This window comes from Amycolatopsis sp. NPDC102389 (assembly GCF_044765885.1).
Lineage (GTDB): Bacteria > Actinomycetota > Actinomycetes > Mycobacteriales > Pseudonocardiaceae > Amycolatopsis.
Map to the genome: position 1 here is coordinate 242,963 of NZ_JBIWKX010000003.1, position 17,464 is coordinate 260,426.

Sequence of the window (17,464 nt, forward strand, 5' to 3'; positions counted from 1 at the left end):
GCGTCGACCTCCCGAACTGCAGATGCGGAGGTCCGCGTGAAGTTTCTTCCGTTGCTGGCCGGTCACTCGCCAAGCCGGGCGTCAGTGACCTGTACTTACCGCTGTGGCGACGCGTGCTTCCACGACGCGCCGAACACCTCGGACAACCCCACCTTCGCCGACGTGCTCGGCTCGGTGAGCCGCCGCGGCGCGTTGAAGGCGACCGCCGTCGTCGCGCTGGCGGCCGGTACGCCGCTCGCGCTCGCCGCGCCGGCTTCCGCCGCACCTGGGGGACGGCCGAAGCCGCCACCCGGCACCGACTACCAGCGCGTCCAGCCGAACACGCTCGACGCCGTCGTGGTGCCCGAGGGCTACGAGCAGGGCATCGTCATCCGCTGGGGTGACGCGGTGCTGCCCGGCGCGCCGGAGTTCGACTTCGACCACCAGACCGCCGAGGCGCAGGCGAAGCAGTTCGGCTACAACTGCGATTTCGCCGCGTTGCTGCCGCTCGATCGCTGGGGTCTCTCCTCGCTCCTGGTCACGAACCACGAGTACACCTCGGAAGAGTTCATGTTCCGCGGCTACGACCGGGACAACCCGACCGAGGAACAGGTCAAGATCGCCTGGGCCGCCCACGGGCTGACCGTCGTCCAGGTGTCGCGCGGACGCGACACCGGGCACCTGCGGCCGAAGATGTCCCGCTACAACCGGCGGATCACCCTGCACACGCCGTTCAAGGTGACGGGCCCCGCCGCGGGCAGCGACCTGCTCAAGACCGCCGCCGATCCCACCGGCACGGTGGTGCTGGGCACGATGAACAACTGCGCGGGCGGCGTCACGCCGTGGGGCACCATCCTGTCCGGCGAGGAGAACATCAACCAGTACTTCGGGAACGCGGAAACGGTCACCGACCCCGTGAAGCGCAAGCGCTACGCGCGCTACGGCATCAAGGGCACCGCGACCACCCGCAAGTGGGAACGGTTCGACGCGCGCTGGGACATCGCCAGGGAACCGAACGAGGCCCACCGCTTCGGCTGGGTGATCGAGCTGGACCCGAACGATCCGGACAGCACCCCGGTCAAGCACACGCATCTGGGCCGGTTCAAGCACGAGACGGCGAACATCCGCGTCGCCAAGGACGGCCGCGTGGTCGCCTATTCCGGTGACGACGAGCGCTTCGAGTACATCTACAAGTTCATCTCCAAGGGCCGCATGAAGCCGGGCGACAGCGCGCATGCCCGGCGCCACAACATGACCCTGCTCGACGACGGCACGCTCTACGTCGGCCGGTTCACCGGCGACAGCCCGCCCGCCGAGATCGACGGCACCGGGAAACTGCCTTCAGACGGCGAATTCGACGGCAGTGGCGAATGGATCCCGCTGGCGTCGGGCGACAAGTCCTTTGTGGACGGAATGACCGCCGAAGAGGTGTACGTCTTCACTCGCGAGGCGGCCGACCGCGTGGGCGCCACCAAAATGGACCGTCCCGAGGACATCCAGGCGCATCCGTACACCGGCCGGATCTATTGCGCGCTCAGCAACAACGTCGAGCGCGGCAACCCCGGCAAGGAGGGCGCCACCGAGCCCAACCCGCGGCTGAACAACAAGCACGGTCAGGTACTGGAGCTCGAAGAGCGTCGCGGGGACGCGCTCGCGCTGACGTTCAGCTGGCGGTTGTTCCTCGTCTGCGGTGATCCGGCGTCGCCGGACACCTACTTCGCCGGTTTCCCGAAGGACCAGGTCTCGCCGATCTCCAGTCCGGACAACGTGGCCTTCGACCGCCACGGGAACCTGTGGATCTCCACCGACTCCGCGGGCGCGCTCGGCATCAACGACGGTCTCTACTCGGTGCCGCTGGAGGGCCGCAACCGCGGCGAGCTGAAGCTGTTCCTCACCGTGCCCCGTGGCGCGGAGACCTGCGGCCCGATCGTCGAGCGGAAGATCGTCACGGTCTGTGTCCAGCATCCGGGTGAAGTCGACGGCGCGAACGCCGACAAACCGGCCTCCCATTGGCCGGACGGCGGCGAAAACCAGCCTCGTCCCTCGGTGGTGGCGGTGTGGAAACCCGGCAGGCACGGGTTGTCCGACATCGGTTCCTAGTCGAAAAGCAACGATCTAGCAGTACTTTTGGTCGATGGCGCGCTGCGAGGTCCGGCAGCGCGCCATCGCTCGTTCGCGCGCTGTTCACCTGCTGGCCAGTGCTGGATCGTTTTGGTCGCTTAACGTCACGGCGTTCCCCCGACTGGACTACGTGTACCCACCGCGACCATGGAGGCCCTGTGTCCTTCGAGCCTCAGCGGCTGCTGCCGTTGATCACCTCCCACCCCGGTGGCCGCTCCGCGGTCACCTGCGAGTACCGCTGCGGCAACGCGTGCGCCCACCCCGAGCCCAACACGTCGGACAACGAGTACTTCGGCGACGTCGTCAAGAACATGCTTTCCCGCCGTGGCGCGCTGAAGGCGAGCGCCGTGCTGGCCGCGACCGCCGGTGGTTTCGCCGCGCTGTCCGGCACGGCCGCCGCCGAAACCCCGGCCGACGTTTCGGCCGCCGGCCGCGGCAAGCCGGGCCGCCCGGTGCCCGGCACCGATTTCGAAGCGGTGCCGCCGAACAAGGTCGACGCGGTCACCATCCCCGAGGGCTACGACCAGCGTGTCGTCATCCGCTGGGGCGACGCCGTCGAATTCGGCGCGCCGAAGTTCGACTTCCACAAGCAGACCGCGGCCGCGCAGGCGAAGCAGTTCGGCTACAACAACGACTTCGTCGGCCTGATCCCGCAGGATCCGCTGGGCATCCGCAACCTGCTGGTGGTGAACCACGAGTACACCACCGAGATCCACATGTTCCCGGCAGACCAGTACGACCCGGCGAACCCGACCGAGGAGCAGGTCAAGATCGCGTGGGCCGCGCACGGCCTCTCGGTCGTCCAGGCCTTCCGCGACCCGATCGGCGGCGCGCTGCGCGCCGTGCCGAGCCCGTTCAACCGCCGCATCACGCTGAACACCGCCTTCGAGGTGCGCGGCCCGGCGGCCGGTTCGAAGTTCCTCAAGACCTCCGCGGACCCGACCGGCCGCAAGGTCCTCGGCACGCAGAACAACTGCGCCGGCGGCGTGACCCCTTGGGGCACCGTGCTTTCCGGCGAGGAGAACGTCAACCAGTACTTCGCCAACGCGGCGAGCGTCACCGACCCGGTCGCCGCCGCGCGCCTGAAGCGTTACGGCTTCTCCGGTGGCGCCACCACCCGCAAGTGGGAGCGGTTCGACAAGCGCTGGGATCTCGCGCAGGAGCCCAACGAGGCCAACCGCTTCGGCTGGGTCGTCGAAATCGACCCGAACGACCCGAACTCGACGCCGGTCAAGCACACCGCGCTCGGCCGGTTCAAGCACGAGGCCGCGAACGTCAAGATCACCAAGGACGGCCGCGTCGCCGTCTACTCCGGTGACGACGAGCGCTTCGAGTACATCTACAAGTTCGTCTCCAAGGGCAAGTACAAGCCGGGCAAGAGCGCGCACGCGCGCCGCCACAACTCGGCGCTGCTCGACGAAGGCACCCTGTACGTCGCCCGTTTCACCGGCGACAGCCCGGCCGCCGAGATCGACGGCACCGGGAAACTGCCTTCGGACGGCGAATTCGACGGCGTCGGCGAATGGATCCCGCTGGTCTCCGGCGACAAGTCCTTTGTGGACGGTTTCACCGCCGAAGAGGTCTACGTGTTCACACGGCAGGCCGCGGACAAGGTCCAGCCGACCAAGATGGACCGGCCGGAGGACATCGAGCCGAACCCGGTCAACGGCCGGATCTACGCCGCGCTGACGAACAACAGCGACCGCGGCGCCGCGGGCAAGGCGGGCGTCGACGAGCCGAACCCGCGCGTCAAGAACCGCAACGGGCACGTCCTCGAATGGGAGGAGGACCGCGGCGACTCGGCGGCCACCAAGTTCTCCTGGCGGCTGCTGCTGGTCTGCGGTGACCCGAAGACGGCCGACACCTACTTCGGCGGCTTCCCGAAGGACCAGGTCAGCCCGATCTCCTGCCCGGACAACGTCGCGTTCGACCGGCACGGCAACCTGTGGATCTCCACCGACGGCAACGCCCTCGGCGCCAACGACGGACTGTTCTCGGTGCCGGTCGACGGTCCGGAACGCGGGCACGTCAAGCAGTTCCTGTCGGTCCCGGTCGGTGCGGAGACCTGCGGCCCGGTGGTGACCGACCACCTGGTGCTCGTCGCCGTGCAGCACCCGGGCGAGAACGCGGAGAGCTCCGCGAACCCGACGTCGCACTGGCCGGACGGCGGCACCACGCAGCCGCGGCCCGCGATCGTCTCGGTGTGGAAGAAGGGCCGCTGGGGCCAGGTCGGCCGCATCGGCGTCAAGTAGTGGCTTCCGGCGCCCCGATCACTCTCGGCGAGACTTGTTCTCCCTGATCGGGGCGCCGGACGACACCGTTCGGTGATGACGCGGCGACGTCGCGCTCATTAGCTTCAGGCCTGTGAAAAGGGCACTGGTGTTGATGGTGGCGGGCGTGCTGGCCTCGGGCGTCGTTCCCGCGTACGCGCGGGCGGAGACCGTCCCGTCCGGCTGCACCGGCGGCGCCGCGCCGAATCCGAGCGTCGAGCAGGGCAGCCCGCCCGCCGGGTACACGTTCAGCCCGGCCGCCCCGGTGCCTCCCGGCACGCCGAGGAGTAAGCAGCCCCGGCTGTCCACGGCGAGCGGCTACCAGCCGGACGGCGGCAAATACGCCCTGATCTCGACCCCGGACAAGATGGTCAGCACCGCCTACGCGGCGCTGAAGTTCGTGCCGGGCGCCGTCTACAGCCTGACCGACTGGACCGGCACGAACGTCCAGCGCGCGGGCGCCGTCCAGGAGACGGGCCTGCGGTTCTACGACGGGTCCGGCAAGGTCGTCCTGGAGAACAAGCTCAAGGTCGTGCACGCCGTCGAAACCGACGGCGCGCTGGCGCGGCAGGACTTCCCGCCGTCCACCGCCCCGCCGTCGGCCGGCGCCGTGAAGTTCTTCGCCGCCACCGACCGCAACTGGGTCATGTGGGACTGCGTCCACCTTCAGGTCGCCTCGTTCACGGCGAAGGCGGAGGTGCGCGATCCGGCGAGCGGCGCCTGGGGAGACACCGCCACGCTGGAGGCGGGCACCACCGCGAACTACCGGTTCACGGTCACCAACGACGGCACCACGACGCTGACCGACATCAAGGTCGAAGACCCGTACTGCGACGTGAAACCCGCGCCGATCGCGACTCTCGACGGCGGCAAGTCCGCGACCGTCACGTGCGACCACAAGAACGTCACCGAAGCGGACAGCGGCCACGTCAGCACCGTGACCGTCGCCAGCGGCACCCTGCCGAAGAAGACCGCGACCACGACCATCAAGGTCACGCCGCCGCCCGCGATCGACGAGATCGGCGAGTTCGTCTGGAACGATCTCGACCGGAACGGCCTGCAGGACGCCGGAGAGCCGGGCGTCCAGGGCGTGAAGGTGACTTTGAAGGACGCGTCGGGCACGGCGCTCGGCACGCTCACCACGGACGCCGGCGGCAAGTACCGCTTCACCAAGCTGAAGGACGGCATCTACCGGGTCTGCTTCGACATCGGCGGGCTTCCGTTCACGTATACGGCCAAGGACGCGGGCGACGACACGAAGGATTCGGACGCCGATCCCGCGACCGGCTGCACCGCGACCACCACCGTCGGCCCGCGCAAGCGCGTGGACCTGACGCTCGCCGCGGGGTTGAACGCGCCTGCGAGCAGGCTGGGCGACTTCGTGTGGCTGGACAAGGACAAGGACGGCCTCCAAAGCCGTGACGAGCTCGGCGTCCCGGACGTGAAGGTGACGGTGAAGGACGCTTCGGGCAAGGAGCTGGGCTCGGCCGTGACCGGCCCGGACGGTCGGTACACCTTCGAACGCCTCGCGCCGGGTTCGTACCAGGTGTGCTTCGACGTCGGCTCGCGTCAGCTGACCCGCTCCGGCGCCGCGCACTACAACGGCACGGATTCGGCGGCGGACCCCGCGACCGGCTGCACGCCGGTGGCTTCTTTGGGGGCTCCGGAGGATCTGACCAAGGACGCCGGGCTGCTCGATCCGTGAATTGTCGGTGGGTGCCGCTAACGTCGCCCACCGTGACCTCACATCTCGACGCCACCCGCGAGTCCTACGACACCGTCGCCGAGGACTACGCGGCGCGGGTCGGACCGCTCTTCGACCAGGAGCCGGTCAGCCGCGCGATGCTGGCCGCGTTCGCCGAACAGGTGCGTGGCCCGGTCGTCGACGTCGGCTGCGGTCCCGGGCACGTCACCGCCCACCTGGCGTCGCTCGGTCTCGACGTCACGGGTGTCGACTTGTCGCCGAAAATGATCGAGGTGGCTCGTCGTCAGTATCTTGACCTGCGGTTTTCGGTCGGCTCGATGACGACCCTCGACCTCCCGGACGGCGAGCTCGGCGGCCTCGTCGCCTGGTGGTCGATCTTCCATCTGCCGCCGGAGGTGCTCCCGGAGGTGTTCGCGGAGTTCCGCCGCACGCTCGCGCCCGGAGGTCGTCTGCTGGCCGGATTCCACGTCGGCGACGAGCGGCTGAGCCCGGAGACGGCGTACGGCCACCCGGTCACCTACGACGCCTACCTGCTGGATCCCGGCAGGGTCACCGCCCTGCTGAGCCAGGCGGGTTTCGAGGTCACCGCGCGGCTGACCATGGAAGGGAGGAAGTGGCCACAGGCCTGTCTGTCCGCCCGCGCGGTTTGACTCGCGGGCCGCGGACCTGATCTCCTGCGCACGCAACCGAGCCGGGCGGGGTCATGACGCAGACGAACACGACCACGGGTGAGAACACGCCCGACTGGCCTTCGCGCGCCTGGTATCTGAGGCCGTCGACCTGGACGTGGTTCGGGTTCGGCCTGGTGCTGATGGTCTACGCCGACCTGGCCTGGCGCCGTCGTTGGATGAGCGACGACGGGTTGATCGTGCTTCGGACGGTCCGTCAGATCCTCGCCGGCAACGGGCCGGTGTTCAACATCGGCGAACGCGTCGAGACGAACACGAGTCCTTTGTGGACGGCGGTCCTGAGCGTGCTCGGGCTGCTTCCGGGAGTGCCGCTGGAGTGGATCTCCGTGGTCACCGGGCTGGTTTTTTCGGTCGCCGGGTTGTTCTTCGGCCTGGACGGTGCCCGGCGGCTCTACCAGCCGCTGGCGTTCCACGGGCTCGCGCCCGCCGGGGCCTTGGTGGTCTGCGCGCTGCCGCCGTTCCGCGACTTCGCGACGTCCGGGCTGGAGACCGGCCTGATCACCTTGTGGCTGGGCGGTACCTGGTGGCTGCTCGTCCGCCGAGCGTCCACAGTGGACGATCTGCGCACCTGGCCCGTCGCGGTGGTCGCCGGGCTCGGGCCGTTGGTACGACCGGATCTCGCCCTCTTCAGCGTCGTCGCGTTGGCGGCGCTGCTCGCGCTGGTGCGGCCGGGACGTCGTCGTGCGCTGGGCCTGCTGGCCGCGGCGGGCGCGCTTCCGTTGGTGTATCAGGTGTTCCGCATGGGCTACTACGGTCTGCTCACGCCGAACACCGCCTTGGTCAAGGAAGCGTCGGAGGCGAACTGGGCGCGCGGTTGGGCGTATCTGGTCGACCTCGTCCAGCCGTACTGGCTGTGGCTTCCGCTGCTGGTGCTCGCCGTCGCGGCGGTCACGGTCGCGTCCACTGTGGACAAGACGTTCGTGGTGCTCACCGCGGTCCCGCTCGTCGGCGCGGTGCTGCTCGCGCTGTACGTGATCCGCGTCGGCGGGGATTTCATGCACGGGCGCATGATGCTCCCGGCGCTGTTCTGCCTGCTGTTGCCCGTACTGGCCTTGCCGGTCACGAGGCTGACCGTGGTGTTCCTGGTCGTCGTCGGGATCTGGGCGTTCGTGGCCGCCGCCTCGCTTCGTCCGGCGTACTCGGCTTCTCCGCGCGCCGTCGGCGTCACGGACGAGCGGTCGTTCTGGTCGCGGTCGACCGGGCACGAACACCCGGTCCTGGCGGAGGACTACGCCGATCACCCGTTGATGCCGTCGACGCTGGACGCCGTCCACGGCGTGACGGGTCCGGCGGTGCTGATCCAGGACTACGCGACCAGACGCTGGTACGCGTATCCGACGGACCGGCCGTACGTGACCGTCGCGGCGGACAGCATGGGCGCGCTCGGCCTGCTGATCCCGCTCGACATGCGGCTGCGTGACGGTTACGGCCTCGCCAACCCGTTCGCCGCGCATTCGACGTCGCTCCCCAACGGCCGCCCCGGACACCAGAAATGGCTGCCGCCCGTATGGGAACTGGCGAATTCCGCGCGGCTCCCCATCGCCGAGGGCGGCCCGGTTCGCAGTGAGGACGTCGCCGCAGCCCGAGCTGCGCTCGACTGCCCGGACCTCGTCGCGATCGACGCTTCAGTGCGGGATCCGCTGACCGCCGGCCGCTTCGCGGACAACCTCGTCGGGTCGTTCACGCGGGGCTCGGTCCGGTTCCCGAGAGTGGCGACCCCACCCGTCACCTGCGCCCCCTGACGCGAGTTTCGCCTCCAATCACGCGAGTTCGCTCTCCAATCACGCGAGATACGCTTTCGATCACGCAAGACCGCCGTACTAGCGTGGCGGCCATGGCTGATCTCCCCCTGGCTCTCGTCACCGGCGCCACCCGCGGCATCGGTGCCGCGGTCGCGCGCGCACTCGCCCCGACCCACCGGCTGCTGCTCGGCGGTCGCGACGCCGACGCGCTCGGCGAGCTCGCGGGCACCCTGCCCGACGCGCGGCCGTGGCCGATCGACCTGACCGACGACGAGGCACTGGAAACGGCGACGACCGAATTCGGCGAACTGGACGTGCTGGTGCACTCGGCGGGTGTGGCGCGGCTCGGCACGGTCGAGACCGCGACCGACGCCGACTGGCGGGCGAACTTCGAGGTCAACGTGCTCGCGGTCGTCACGCTGACCAGGCGGCTGCTGCCCGCGCTGCGTGCTTCGAAGGGGCACGTCGTCGTGATCAACTCAGGTGCCGGACAGAACGCGCGGCCGGGCTGGGGTCCGTACGCCGCGAGCAAATTCGCCGTCCGGGCCTTCGCCGACTCGCTGCGGGAGGAGGAGTCCACGCTTCGGGTGACGTCGATCTACCCCGGCCGCACGGACACCGAAATGCAGCAGGCGATCGTCGCCGGCGAGGGCCGTGCGTACGAGCCGGAACGCTTCCTGCGCCCCGAATCCGTCGCGGCCGCCGTCTTCGCGGCGGTCTCCGCCACCGGCGACGCGCACCCGACCGAGGTGACCCTCCGGCCGCGCGGCCTGGTCTAGCCGCCCCCGCTTCGCCGGTCGCGTTTTGCGCCCAATGTGGCATTGGGGTCGCTCAACGTCCCCAATGCCACATTGGGCGCGCAGGCCCAGCCGCGAGTTGTCCACAGCGTTGCCCCGTTGTGGACAACCAGCCCCTGAACAGCACTTTTCCGCAGGCCCCGCCCCCAACCCCCGATAGACTGGCCTCGGGGCCGCCCCCTGGGACGGGTGGGGGGCTGGGTAGGTGAGTTAAGAGCGAAGGCGCACGGAGGTGTCGGCGACTTCGGCCTGCACCTGCGTGCGGTCCACCCGCAGGGATTCGCCGTCGCCGACGACCTGCTCGCCGGCCACCCACACGTCGCGCACGCGGCGTGAGCCGGCGGCCCACACCAGGTTCGAGAGCAGCTGCACGTCGGGCACGTCGAGGCCGGCCGCGAAGGCCGGGTCGTCGAGGTCGACGTGCACCATGTCCGCCCAACGCCCGGTTTCCAGCGCGCCGATGTCGGTCCGGCCCAGCGCGTCCGCGCCGCCGCGGGTGCCGAGCAGGAACGCGTCGGCCGCGGTCAGCACGGTCGAGTCGCCGGTCGCGAGCCGCGCGAACATCGCCGAGAGCTGCAGTTCCTCCCACAGGTCGATGTCGTCGTTCGACGCCGGGCCGTCCGTGCCGAGCCCGATGGCGACGCCCGCCTTGCGAAGCTCCGTCACGCGAGCGATGCCCGAAGCGAGCTTCGCGTTCGAGCCCGGGCAGTGCGCCATCCCGACACCGCGCGCGGCGAACAGCGCGATGTCCTCGTCGGACAAGTGGATGGCGTGCGCGGCCAGCGTCCGCCCCCGCAGCATCCCGACCTTCTCCAGCAACGCGGGCACCGAGCCGTGCTCTTCACGCTGCTTGACGTCTTCGAGCGCCGCCTCGGCCACGTGGATCTGCACCAGCGCGCCCCGCTCGGCCGCCGATTCCGCGGTCGCCCGCAGCGCCTCTTCGTTCAGCATGTACGCCGAGTGCGGCCCGTAGCCGACCTCGATCCGTTCGCCCGGCCCGAACCGGAGACCGTCGGTGTCGATCCAGCGTTCGATGCTCTTCAGCATCGCGCGCCAGTCCATCCCGGGCAGTTCCATGATCGGCGGGCCCAGCACCGCGCGGCCACCGGTCGCGAGCACCGCGTCGGCGAGCTGCTCGCCTTCGAAGTACATCTCCGCGCTGGTCGTGACGCCGTGCCGCAGCATCTCGACCGAGCCCAGCAGCATGCCGGTGCGGATGTCGGCGGGCTTCAGCTTCGCTTCGGTGGGCCAGATGATCTCGGTCAGCCACGGCAGCAGCGGCAGGTCGCCGCCCATCCCGCGCAGCAGCGTCATCGGGCTGTGCGCGTGCGCGTTGACCAGACCGGGCAGGAGGATGCCGCTCAACCGGGTCACGGGAGCGGACGTTTCGGGCGCCTCGGAAGCGGGACCGACATGGGTGATCCGCCCCGCCTCGTCCACGTCGACCACGGCGTCACGCAGCAACGAGCAGGCGGGGTCGGCGGGGAGAACGACGGGAGCGTGGAAACGGCGTTGCATGAAGGGAGCTTACTTTCAGTCCACCACGCCGCTCCGCCACGCCCAGGCCGCGATCTCCACCCGGTTCCGCGCACCGACCTTGCCCTGCACCGACGCCAGATGCGTCTTCACCGTGGACAGCGACAGGAACAGCTCGGCCCCGATCTCGGTGTTCGTCAGCCCCTTCGCGGCCGCCTTGACCACGTCCAGCTCCCGCGCGGTCAGCGGCTCCGAAGGCGGGCTGACGTCGCGTTTCACCGTCCCGCCGTCGAAATGCTTCAGCAGCCGGACGGTGATCTGCGGCGACACCAGCGCGTCCCCGCGCGCGGCCGCGCGCACCGCTTCGATCAGCAACGCGGGCCCGGCGTCCTTCAGCAGGAACCCGCTCGCACCGTTCCGCAGCGCGGTGTGCACGTACTCGTCGAGGTCGAACGTCGTGACCACCACCACCTTCAGCGGATCGGTGACATCCGGGCCCGCCAGCTGTTTGGTGACCTCGAGCCCGTCGATCCCGGGCATGCGGATGTCCAGCAGGCAGACGTCCGGCCGCAGTTCGCGCGCCTTCGCGACCGCCGAGACCCCGTCCGCCACGTCGGCGACCACTTCGATGTCGTCCTGCGCGTCCAGGATCATCCGGAAGCCGATCCGCACCATGTCCTGGTCGTCGGCGATCAATACCCGGATCACTCTTCTCCTTCAAGGGGTAGCCACGCTTCGACGCGCCATCCGCCGCCCGGCGCCCGCCCGGCGGAAAGCCGGCCGTGCAGCAGGGCGACTCGTTCGCGCATGCCGATCAGACCGTATCCGCCCGACCCACCGGCCGGACGCCGCTCCGGCTCGCGTCCGTCGTCGGTCACCTGGAGGTGCAGTTCGTTCCCGGTCACCTCGGCGATGACCAGCGCCTCCTTCGCGCCGGACGCGTGCTTCCCGACGTTCGTCAACGACTCCTGCACCAGCCGCAACGCCGACCGCCCGACCTCGTGCGGCACATCCGGCGGCAGTTCGAGCTTCATCGACGTCTTCACGCCGTGGTTCGACCGTTCGATCAGCGTCCGCAGGTCGGCGGCGAGATCGGTGGTGGCCTGTTCGCTGAACTCGCTGCTCCCGGCCGGGGCGTCGCCGCGCATACTCCGCACGAGCCGCCGCATCGCCGCGAGCGCCTCCACTCCGGCGTCCTCGATCCGGCCCATCGCCTCGACCGCGACCTGCGGGTTCTTCTCACCCATCATCTTCGCCGCCTGCGCCTGCACGACGATCCCGGTGACGTGGTGGGCGACGACGTCGTGCAGTTCCCGCGCCAGCGCCATCCGTTCCGACGTCTGCGCGTCGCTGATCGCCGACTGGATGACCTGCGTGCGTTCCGAATCCCGCGACCGCAGTGCCAGGCCGACCGCCACCGAGATACCGAGCAGCAGCAGCGCGGCCACGGCGAAGCCGGCGATGTCGTCCGGATCGGTCATCAGCCGCGGGGTGGGCCGTTTGGTGTTGAGGATGGAGGCCACGGCGACCACCACCGACAGCCCGGCGATCCTGGGCAGGGCCTTGCTCAACCCGACCGCGCGGACCAGCGTGACGACCAGCCCCATCCCCGCGACGATCTGCGTTCCCGGCACGCCGCCGGGCGTCACGTAGTCGTAGCGCAGCCGGAGGAACGGCGTCACCAGCGCGGAAAGCAGCATGACCGCGGTGAGCGCGATCATCGCGTCGGCGGGCCGTCGCGGCGCGGCGATCGCGATGATCGCCGCGACGATCGAGCAGACCAGGATCGGGAAGCCGTGCGCCCCGCTCTCGTAGGTGAAGCCGAACTCGAGGAGCAGCGCGACGCCCAGCAGGCCGATGAGCGGCCATTGGCCCATCACCAGTTTGTTGAGCTTCTGCAGTTTCTCGTAGCGCTTCGGATGCGCCGTCCGATCGCGTCCGGGGACCGCGAAGACCAGCGTGCCGCCCAGCAGGATGCTGCCGAAGAGCATCGCCTGCGCCATGGTGCCGTTCGACTCGCTGCCGGAGTAGTACCGGCCGGACACCGCGGTGAGGGTGGCCAAGACCAGGCCGGAGATCACGGCGAACGCGACACCCGGCCGCGTCCGGCGCGCGGCGTAGAACAGGATCTCGACCCCCGCCACCACCTCGGTGATGGACAGGTGCGCGAGCACGCTCGAGTAGGTCGGGACGTTGAAATACCGGACGACCAGCGTGTACGCCACCAGCACGACCGAGGCCGCGACGGCGGCGACGGCGGCCCGCTTCTGCGCCCAGAGCGCGCAGAACACCATCGCGAAGATGCCGGGGAACAACAGGAGATCGATCCCGCGGGTACCCGTGTCGTCGAGGGCGGCGTCGGTGATGAAGACCAGGTCGAACGCGAGCGCGGCCAGCAGGACGACGGCGGGCATGCCGATACGTCGCGCGAGCGCACTCACCCGCGCGGTGAACTTGTTGTGGGCCGGACCTGCTGTCACACCGTGACGGTAGAGGATCAGCCGCCGTCCGCACCTTGGCCGACCGGCCCGAGCCGGGTCGGCCGATCGGCCGATGCGCGCGTGATCAGCACTGGCCGTCTGCCCGAAGTGGACAGACGGCGGTTTCGCGAAGCTGAGTGCGGCTGACAAGACCGAGGTCTTTTGATCTTTTGAAGTCGCGCCCTTTTGACCATCAGGTCCCGCGATCGTGATGGCAGGGCGCCCTTGCGTGGGAGGTAACGTGAATTCCGAAGCAGCGCCCTGGCAGCACGATCACGGCAGGCGCGATGATCGCACAGTGCTTTCGGGCCGTGGGCTGGTGAAGCGGTACGGCACACAGCACGCGCTGGCCGGGATCGACATCGACATCCAGGCGGGTGACGCGGTCGCCATCGTCGGGCCCTCCGGCTCGGGCAAGACCTCCCTGCTGCACGTGCTCGCCGGGATCCTCCGCGCCGACTCCGGGCAGATCTTCCTGGCCGGGCAGCGGGTCGACCAGCTCAACGAGCGCAAGCGCAGCGAACTTCGGCGCACCGAGTTCGGCTTCGTCTTCCAGTCCGGGATGCTCGTCGCCGAACTGAGCGCCGAGGAGAACGTCGCGCTGCCGTCGCTGCTGGGTGGCAAGGGCCGCAAGGAATCCATCGAAGCCGGCCGCGAATGGCTGGCGAAGCTCGGCCTCGCGGGCAAGGAGAAGCGCCGCCCCGGCGAGCTTTCCGGCGGTGAGGCACAGCGCGTCGCGATCGCCCGCGCGCTGACGCACCGGCCGAAGGTGATCTTCGCCGACGAGCCGACCGGCGCGCTCGACACCCGCACCGGCCGCGCCACCATGGACGCGCTGCTCGCCGCGGCCGCCGACAGCGGCGCCGCGGTGATCGTGGTGACCCACGACCGCGAGCTCGCCGAAGCCATGCCGCGCACCGTCTCCATCCGGGACGGCCTGATCGCGACGAGGTTGGCCCCAGCATGACGCGCGGCAAGCAGATGGACCACGGAGCGCGCTCGACTCACCGCGCGCGCAAAATCGCGGAGGTATCGGCGTAATGAACAGCTTCCAGCTGGCCATGCGGGTGCTCCGGGTCGACCGCCGGACCCGCACGTCGGCCATCCTCACCGCGGTCGGGGTCGCCGTCGCGACCAGTCTGGTGCTCCTGCTCGCCTCTCTGCCCGGTGCCACGCAGGCCCGTTCCCAGCGGGCGATCTGGCAGGACATCGGCAGCTACTACTCCCAATCCGGGGAGAGCCAGCGTCCGGCGCCGCTGCTGATGGCGGCGAACAAGGACTACTCGGGCGACCGCGAGATCATCCGCGTCGACATCGCGCAGACCGGCACCGCGCCGACGCTCAGCCTGCCGCCCGGCATCCCGAGGTTGCCCGGCCCCGGCGAGTCGATCGTTTCGCCCGAACTCGGGAAACTGATCCAGTCCGCGCCGCAGGCGCAGCTCGGCGACCGGTTCGGCAAACTCGTCGACGCGCTCGGACCCGAATCCCTGATGTACCCGGAGCAGCTGGTCGCGGTCGTCGGCCACACCCCGGAGTCGATGCCGCAGACGGCGCTCGCCGCGGACGGCTTCCCCAACAAGCAGGCGAAACCCGATCCGATGCTCGAACTGCTCGCCTGGGTCGGCGTCATCGTCCTGCTCGTGCCGAGCCTGGTGCTCGTCGCGTCTTCGGCCAGGCTCACCGCCGCCCGGCGCGAGCTGCGGATGGCCGCGCTCCGGCTGGCGGGGGCGACCCCGGGACAGGTGACGAAGATCGTCGCCGCCGAGACGGCGTTGTCCGCCACCGTCGGCGCCCTGCTCGGGATCCTCATAGCGCCCGCGCTGCAAGGGCTCTCGACGTTCGTCCCGTGGGCAGGCGGAACCTGGCTCGCGTCGGACTTCAGCCTGTCGGCCGGCTCGACCATCGCGGTCGCCATCGCGATCCCGCTGCTGGTCGTCTTCGCCGGGGTCCTCGGCATCCGCCGCGTGCTGAAGACACCGCTGTTCGCGGCCTCGGCGCACGCTCGCAAGCCGCTGCACTGGTGGCGGCTGCTCGCGGTCCCGGTGGCCGGCGCCTTCTTCCTCTTCGCGATCAGCCAGGACAACGCCAGCTTGCCGATGGTGATGCTCGGGCTGTTCCTGCTGGTCGGGTCGGCCGCGATCATCGGACCGTGGGTCACCTCGGCGGTCGGTGGCACGTTCGTCCGGATCTGGCGCAAACCGGCGTCGCTGCTGGCGGGGCGCAGGCTCCGCGACGACCCGAAGAGCGCCTACCGCGCCACCGCGGGTGTCGTGCTCGCCGTCTTCACCGGTTCGATGGCGCTCACCCTGCTGCCCTCGTTCGAGTCGATGGCGGGCGGCGGCCGGACCTTCAAGGACAACGTCCTCTACGCCCAATCCGACGCGACCCAGTCGCGACAGGTCGCTGACCAGACCAACGCGTCGCTTGCCCGGTACGGGATCACCGAGAAGGCCGTCTCGGTCGGGCAGGTCTACCTGTCCACCGGCGAGCCGGGCACCCGCTCCCAGAATTTGAGCCGGGCCTTCGTGATGTCCTGCGAGGACGCCACGAAACTGCTCCGGGTGAACATCGGCGGCTCCTGCCAGCCGGGGCCCGCGATCTACAGCAGGTATGCGATCAACCCGGCGGAGTACCGCGTGATGTCGGAATACGACAAGGCCGGTCCACCGCTGGATCCGAAGGCTCCCGTGCACCTCTTCCCGAACGGCGACGAGGACACGGCCGGCACGATCGTCATCGACCCGGCCCTGGTGCCCGCGGGTGTCACGCCGGAGCGCTTCGACGTGATCGTGCCGACGACCCCCGAGAACGCCGAGGTCGTGCGGACCGCGCTGGTCGGCGCGGCCGCCGGCCAGGAAGTCGGCAGCCGCGGCCTGCACCTGATCGGCCAGCAGCAGGAGCTCGGCGACCTGCGGCGCGTCACCGTCATCGGCCTCATCGCCGCCGGGGTGCTCGCCGGCTGCAGCGCGGCCGTGGCGACCGCGGGTTCGGTGATGGACCGCCGCCGCACCTTCGGGGCGCTCATCGCGGCCGGGACACCGGTCCGGGTGCTGTCGAGGGCGCTGCGGATGGAAGCGGCCCTGCCCGCGATGGTGGCCACCATCGGCGCGGGGGTGGTCGGGATCGGCGTCGGCATGGGGCTCTACAGCCTGGTCGAGAAGGAGGCGGTCGTGCTGAGCCCGTGGCTGCTGGCGCCCGTGGTGCTGGGAATCGGGGTGGCGTTGCTCGGGGCATCCGTCTCGACCCCGGCGCTCAAGCGGGTGCAGTCGGAGCCTCTGGCCGACGAATAAAAAGTTCGCCCGAATGGCGTCATGGCGCCTGGGCGGGCAGGTCTCGTGGGTGGAGTCGGTGATCACACCCACGAGGCCGGATGCCCGGTCGTCCCTCTGTCGGGGGAGGGATGAACGGGCATCGGGGACGCGCAGGGGGCGTTCCAAGGTGCGGGGGTGTGAAGAAAGGGCCGGTCAGGGACGTGGGGACGTCCTGACCGGCCCTTTCTGTGTGCTCAGACCCGCTCGAAGATCAGGTCGTGCGAGATCCGGCCCTCGACGTCGGCGCGGTTCTCGAACTTCGTGATCGGCCGCCACTCGGGGCGCGGCGCCCAGCCGCCGGGCTCGCCGGCGTGACGGTTGCGCAGGAGCGGCTCGGCCGAGCAGACCTCCATCATCTGCTCGGCGTAGTTCTCCCAGTCGGTCGCCATGTGGAAGGTCCCGCCCGGCGCGAGCCGAGAGGCCACCAGCGCGACGAATTCGGGCTGCACGATCCGCCGCTTGTTGTGCCGCTTCTTCGGCCACGGGTCCGGGAAGAACAGCCGGACGCCGGACAGCGAGCCCGGCTCCACGTGCGAGGTCAGCAGCACGACGGCGTCACCGTGCATCAGCCGCAGGTTCTTCACCCCGAGCTTCTCGGCGCGCAACATCAGCTGGCCGAGGCCCGGGTCGTAGACCTCCACCGCGACGTAGTTGAGTTCCGGCGCGGCGGCGGCGAGCTGGGACGTGGTCTCGCCCATGCCCGAGCCGATCTCCACCATGACCGGGGCCCGCCTGCCGAACCAGTCGTCGAAGTCCACCGGTCCTTCGGGCAGTTCGCCGACGGTGCGGCCGAGCGACGGCCAGAGTTCGTTCCAGGCTCGCTGCTGCCCGACGGTCATCCGGCCGCCGCGTTTGACATAGCTGACCACGCTGCGCATCCGTGGCTGGTCCTCG

12 protein-coding genes are annotated in these 17,464 nt (G+C 69.9%); 8 read left to right on the forward strand and 4 right to left on the reverse strand.

The features are described 5' to 3' along the window. The first annotated feature begins 36 nt into the window (after positions 1-36). The 6 genes from ACIRGA_RS04890 to ACIRGA_RS04915 all read left to right on the forward strand — a co-directional run bounded on the left by ACIRGA_RS04890 (position 37) and on the right by ACIRGA_RS04915 (position 9,285). Entirely contained in the window at positions 37-2,079 is a 2,043-nt protein-coding gene (locus ACIRGA_RS04890) for a PhoX family protein (RefSeq protein WP_400936585.1), read from the forward strand. A 179-nt stretch (positions 2,080-2,258) separates the two neighbouring features. Further along, complete coding sequence (locus ACIRGA_RS04895) at positions 2,259-4,352, forward strand: PhoX family protein (RefSeq protein ID WP_400936587.1); 2,094 nt, start codon at positions 2,259-2,261, stop codon at positions 4,350-4,352. A 127-nt stretch (positions 4,353-4,479) separates the two neighbouring features. Continuing rightward, positions 4,480-6,075 carry an SdrD B-like domain-containing protein gene (locus tag ACIRGA_RS04900; RefSeq protein ID WP_400936807.1) on the forward strand — a complete coding sequence of 532 codons (1,596 nt, stop codon included), beginning with the start codon at positions 4,480-4,482 and terminating at the stop codon, positions 6,073-6,075. A 32-nt stretch (positions 6,076-6,107) separates the two neighbouring features. Continuing rightward, positions 6,108-6,725, forward strand: coding sequence for a class I SAM-dependent DNA methyltransferase (locus ACIRGA_RS04905; RefSeq protein WP_400936589.1), 618 nt, complete (start codon positions 6,108-6,110; stop codon positions 6,723-6,725). A 53-nt stretch (positions 6,726-6,778) separates the two neighbouring features. Beyond that, complete coding sequence (locus ACIRGA_RS04910) at positions 6,779-8,506, forward strand: hypothetical protein (RefSeq protein ID WP_400936590.1); 1,728 nt, start codon at positions 6,779-6,781, stop codon at positions 8,504-8,506. A 92-nt stretch (positions 8,507-8,598) separates the two neighbouring features. Further along, on the forward strand, positions 8,599-9,285 hold the full coding sequence (locus ACIRGA_RS04915) for an SDR family oxidoreductase (protein ID WP_400936592.1): 687 nt from the start codon (positions 8,599-8,601) through the stop codon (positions 9,283-9,285). A 228-nt stretch (positions 9,286-9,513) separates the two neighbouring features. On the opposite strand, the gene ACIRGA_RS04920 is transcribed toward ACIRGA_RS04915, so the two are convergent. From ACIRGA_RS04920 to ACIRGA_RS04930, 3 genes are read right to left on the reverse strand one after another with little or no spacing between them, the layout of a single operon-like run. Beyond that, positions 9,514-10,821 carry an amidohydrolase family protein gene (locus ACIRGA_RS04920; protein ID WP_400936594.1) on the reverse strand — a complete coding sequence of 436 codons (1,308 nt, stop codon included), beginning with the start codon at positions 10,819-10,821 and terminating at the stop codon, positions 9,514-9,516. Between the two features lie 15 nt (positions 10,822-10,836). Further along, positions 10,837-11,487, reverse strand: coding sequence for a response regulator transcription factor (locus ACIRGA_RS04925; protein ID WP_038521866.1), 651 nt, complete (start codon positions 11,485-11,487; stop codon positions 10,837-10,839). Beyond that, on the reverse strand, positions 11,484-13,259 hold the full coding sequence (locus ACIRGA_RS04930; RefSeq protein ID WP_400936596.1) for a sensor histidine kinase: 1,776 nt from the start codon (positions 13,257-13,259) through the stop codon (positions 11,484-11,486). Before ACIRGA_RS04930 ends, ACIRGA_RS04925 begins: the two co-directional genes overlap by 4 nt. 298 nt (positions 13,260-13,557) lie before the next feature. On the opposite strand from ACIRGA_RS04930, the gene ACIRGA_RS04935 reads away from it, so the two are divergent. Next, positions 13,558-14,226: an ABC transporter ATP-binding protein gene (locus ACIRGA_RS04935; RefSeq protein WP_400936809.1), complete on the forward strand. Its 669-nt coding sequence runs from the start codon at positions 13,558-13,560 to the stop codon at positions 14,224-14,226. 73 nt (positions 14,227-14,299) lie between these two features. After that, complete coding sequence (locus ACIRGA_RS04940; RefSeq protein ID WP_400936598.1) at positions 14,300-16,549, forward strand: FtsX-like permease family protein; 2,250 nt, start codon at positions 14,300-14,302, stop codon at positions 16,547-16,549. Between the two features lie 215 nt (positions 16,550-16,764). On the opposite strand, the gene trmB is transcribed toward ACIRGA_RS04940, so the two are convergent. Further along, complete coding sequence (trmB, locus tag ACIRGA_RS04945; RefSeq protein ID WP_400936811.1) at positions 16,765-17,448, reverse strand: tRNA (guanosine(46)-N7)-methyltransferase TrmB; 684 nt, start codon at positions 17,446-17,448, stop codon at positions 16,765-16,767. Positions 17,449-17,464: the final 16 nt, after the last annotated feature.